Origin of the sequence: Mesorhizobium sp. M7A.F.Ca.CA.004.12.1.1 (genome assembly GCF_003997835.1) — a bacterium.
Taxonomy (GTDB): Bacteria; Pseudomonadota; Alphaproteobacteria; order Rhizobiales; family Rhizobiaceae; genus Mesorhizobium.
Genome location: NZ_RZRK01001282.1, coordinates 1 through 1,021, shown reverse-complemented (window position 1 = coordinate 1,021; position 1,021 = coordinate 1). Strand labels below are relative to the sequence as shown.

Here is a 1,021-nt window from a genome sequence, read left to right as displayed (position 1 = left end):
GTCCTGAAGCTTCTTTTGCCGGTCCTCGATGTCCGACTGCTGCAGCGCCGGTCCGTCATAGGCGCCGCTGAAGCCCTGCAGGGCGACCTTGATCGGATTGGGCTGGTTCTGGAAATTGACGGAGGTCAGGGTAATCGCCTGGCCCTTCTTGAAGGCGGCGACGAGCTGATCGGTCAGCGGCACTTCCGCCACGCAACGATCCGGGAAGCAGATCACATAGTCGAGCTTCTGCGCCTTGCCGGTGTCGATCTGCAGGCCGATGCCGGGAGGCACCAGACGGCCGGTCGGGACCGTCACCTGGAACACCTTGCGGTTCACCTTGCCCTTCAGCTCGATCAGGCTGACGCCAGTGACCAGCTGGCCGTTGCCGGCGGTGGTGATGTTCTGGACATTGCAGATGTCGACGTCTTCCTGCTTGGTGCAGGCCTTGAACCAGCCTTGCGGAATCTGCTGTTGCTGCTGTGCGGAAGCAGCGGGAAGTCCTGCGCCGAGAAAGCCGACCACGCCAGCGGCCATGACCGACAGGCGGTACGCGTTGCTGTTCAGGCTCGTCATGTCGTGCACTTCCTCTCAAATGATCCCGGGACCGGCTTCTTCGTGCCGTGTGGTCCAGCTACCTGTTGCCGAAATGAGGCAACAGAATGACTTCGGAGGGCGTGTTACACTGCAAGCGATGCCGAATCCAGCCCGGCGTCAGCAATTGTTGAACGCGCGGTTGGCCGGCGCGCAGCCGCCTCATGCTAGGGTGCACACCGAATCATCAAGCCGACCCAGTAAGGAGACGTTCATGGGCCGCGTTGTTGTTTGGCTGATCACCGGGATATCGTTTCTCGCCCTTTCGCATCAGCCGGCCGCATCGGAGCCGAAGCACGCTATCGCCATGCAGGGCGTGCCGGCGCTACCGCCCGACTACAGGCATTTCGACTACGTCAATCCCGACGCGCCGAAGGGTGGCTCGATTACCTATTGCGTCGTCGGCAGCTTCGACAATCTGAACCCTTTCATCCTCAAGAGCCTGCGC

The 1,021-nt window shown here is 61.5% G+C and carries 1 protein-coding gene and 1 pseudogene; one reads left to right on the top strand and one right to left on the bottom strand.

Annotation, left to right across the window (positions count from 1 at the left end; translation table 11 throughout):
• The coding region (locus tag EN984_RS35805) for an invasion associated locus B family protein (RefSeq protein ID WP_164765974.1) at nt 1-555 on the bottom strand (555 nt) is incomplete at its 3' end.
• Between the two features lie 232 nt (nt 556-787).
• Between EN984_RS35805 and EN984_RS35800 the strand changes: the two are divergent.
• Nucleotides 788-1,021 (top strand): annotated as a pseudogene (locus EN984_RS35800) (ABC transporter substrate-binding protein); the annotation flags it as partial.